At 39.1% G+C, this 3,138-nt stretch carries 3 protein-coding genes; all 3 read left to right on the forward strand.

The window, feature by feature from the left end; genetic code table 11:
* Positions 1-58 precede the first annotated feature (58 nt).
* The 3 genes from KF816_17485 (at position 59) to KF816_17495 (ending at position 2,743) form a co-directional block, all read left to right on the forward strand.
* Positions 59-1,066, forward strand: a complete 1,008-nt coding sequence (locus KF816_17485; GenBank protein MBX3009822.1) for an RHS repeat-associated core domain-containing protein — start codon at positions 59-61, stop codon at positions 1,064-1,066.
* Between the two features lie 11 nt (positions 1,067-1,077).
* A complete protein-coding gene (locus KF816_17490) occupies positions 1,078-1,683 on the forward strand; it encodes a hypothetical protein (GenBank protein ID MBX3009823.1) in 606 nt (201 codons plus the stop codon).
* 733 nt (positions 1,684-2,416) lie between these two features.
* Positions 2,417-2,743, forward strand: coding sequence for a hypothetical protein (locus KF816_17495; GenBank protein ID MBX3009824.1), 327 nt, complete (start codon positions 2,417-2,419; stop codon positions 2,741-2,743).
* The last annotated feature ends 395 nt before the right edge of the window (positions 2,744-3,138 follow it).

A 3,138-nucleotide genomic window follows, 5' to 3' on the forward strand; every position in this document is an offset into this window, starting at 1 on the left:
TGTGTATATTTACGTGAGCAACGAAAGCCCCGTGAACGTGTTCTTTGACAACCTGCAGGTGATCCACACCAGGGGAGCTATCCTTGAAGAGACGCATTATTATCCGTTCGGACTCACAATGGCGGGGATTAGCTCCAAGGCATTAGCGTTCGGAGAGCCTGAGAATAAATATCAATTTAACGGAAAGGAAAAGCAATCGAAGGAATTCTCTGACGGCTCTGGTTTAGAATGGTTAGACTTCGGAGCAAGAATGTACGACCCCCAAATAGGAAGATGGCACGCTCAAGATAAATTTGCAGAAGTATATGTAGCGCTTACTCCTTATCAATACGCTGCAAACAATCCAATAAAAATAATAGATGAAGCAGGTCATCTTTTGAAAGATAAAGATGGAAATCTTATTGCAACTTCTACTGGGCAAACTTATTCAAGAAATAGTTCGGTTACTATTGATGGGGCTAAGTATCAAACAACTTCAACCTATAACGAAGTCGTTGTTTACACAGATGCTGGAACACCTGTTAGAGCTCTTCAACAGGTCGCCTCCTATGTTGAGCAGGTAAATGCAGATGGTTCAACTACACAAGTAAATAATGCACCAGTTGATTGTTCACAAAATTGCCATGGAACGACCTTTGCAGATGGCAATCTTGTTATTGTTGACCAATCAAAGAACAATGAAACAGTAAACGTAATTTTAAAGGAAGATGGGTATGTAAAAGTTGAAACCCCGGAGGTAGCAGATATTTTTGTGCAGCAAGGTGGCAGTGATATAGTTCATACAGGCCAGGTAAATAAAGACGGTTCAGTAACATCAGACCATGACCAAGAGAAGCCCCAAACCACAACTATACAGAAGGAAAAAAATAGACAAGACTCTGATGTAACAATGACAGGCTATAAACGAAAGGGAACAGATAAGCAGGTTAGTACAAAAGCTGGTAAAGTATCTAACGGTGTCAGAGTAGTATCACAGCAGCAAGCGACTGACATTAGAAAGAAGAACGGGCTAAAAACAACAAACAAAGCAATAGGTCAAATACCAGACAGTTATGAGCTTGACTAAAAATTACAAAAATGAAGAAGCTATTTATGTTAGCATCATTATTCCTTATCACAGTTGCCACTATGGCGCAAATAAATACTTTTTCTGTCGAGAAAGTGGAATGTAAGAATAAATTTAAAGGAAGTAAACTGGTGCTGAAGTGTAAAAATGATACTACAATCAAACAGTCATTTACATATAGCTACGATTTGGATTATTTTATATCGCTAAACGATAGTAGTAAACTTATTCTAATTAGCGAACTATTGAAATTTGAGAACGATACAACACATTGCTGTCTTGACGTAACCAATTGGAGTTTTAACGGTATAGAGGGATGTGGAGGCAAGCCAAGGAATGTCAGGCATTATACAATTCAAATTGATGCTTTATTTATGATAAATAGATTGTGTTGGCCAAAACTTATGGAACTATATAGCTGTTCGCAAGTATTGTATGATAATAAATTTAAAAAGGATATCAATAGTGATCAAAAGAAAATTAAGATTGTATTTTCTTCTTATAAGAAGTGGTATGAAGAATGTAGGACTAAGGGGAAAATTGGAAAATACTTTCCATTTAACGATGGCAGATATGTGTGGTATGGAGGTAAGAAAAGTATTGCATCTAAGGATTAATATAAAGCCCGGCAGTGCCGGGCTTATGTATTTTATACAATTAATTTTTCTGTTTTAGTTTTTTAGTAGTTGTTTGGAGTTGGGCGGAGGTGAGATAGTTATCCACTACTTTTAAAATTGTTTCACCAAATGGCGCAAGCATATGAACTAATGCAATAAAGCATGTTAAAAATACTCGGGTAGCAGGCGCAAGCGTCCCGCTTGTGCCGTGAGTTAACAAAAAAATACTGAAAATAAAAGCCCGGCGTTGTGCGGGGCTTTTTACTTCTCCGCAGCGTTTCTCCGCAAAGGCATGAGCGTAGGCAGAACTCTGCGGGAGGTGGAGAATCAAGGATTATTACCACTACCAAATACTCAAAGCTGGCGCAGGCCTGAGGCGACGGCGGGTAATGTTCCAGAGTTAGTGATGGGATAAGGCAGATAATGGAGTTAAAACAAGAGTAGATTTTGTTAGTACAAATACATCTGGACAGATAGCATTAACAGAAGCAAAATCGTCCTCTACTGCACCGCTAACAGGGAATCAGAAAGTTGCATTCCCATCCATTGCTCAGAATGGAGGAGTTGTAGTAGGAAAGGGTAAACCGGGATATCCAGGAGGGACAGTAATCCCACCAATTCAAGTAAATATAGTTCGCCCGCAAGCAGTAGACAATACTTATCAAAGAATTGTAATTCCTATTGTTCTACCTCCGCAACAACGAAACTAAACAAAACAAACTTGTTATATACAATGTCTGTAGAAAATTTAAAAGTAATCGACTTTGCAAGTATTAATAAAAAAGGGAATGCAGTTCTTACTATCTCTGATCATCTAAAGTGGGACGATAATAATGAGCATTTGCTGATTTTACAGAATAAAATCAATGCTTATTTAAGCGCTATTGAAACGGGTAATTTCTATGAAGAATATCCGGATGCAAAAGGTCGAAATATTGTTATAAATGTGGTCGCACAATACGAACCTAATGAGAACGCAAGATTGTTTTTGGATACAACAAAAGAAATATTGCAATCGGCTGGATATGGATTTGAATTTAGTACTTTGAAAAATAAATAATACTAACAGCCCGGCAGCGCCGGGCTGTTAGTATTTACGCATACGCTTTTCTTGCTTTAGCATCGCGTATGTAAGTATCAATTAAATCAAAGAGTGTTTTCTTTTTATCATCTTCGAGGTGTTCAAGCTCCTGAAATCGTTTCAATGTTTTTTTATCAAAGCCGTTCAGTAACCCTTTAGTTCTCCGCAGAGTGAGGTTTCTCCGCAGTGTCTGCCCGTGCTTAGCCTGTGCGTTGGCAGGCGACGCTGCGGTAGGCGGAGAATCAAAGGCTATAATTATTTCTCCGCAGCGTTTCTCCTCCCGGCTAAGTGCGTTAGCAGAACTCTGCGGTAGGTGGAAGAGGTGAGGTGACGGGGCTGGGCATTACCGGAAAAACGGCATTAAAGAGCGGATA

Source organism: Melioribacteraceae bacterium, from assembly GCA_019638015.1.
GTDB lineage: Bacteria > Bacteroidota > Ignavibacteria > Ignavibacteriales > Melioribacteraceae > JAHBUP01.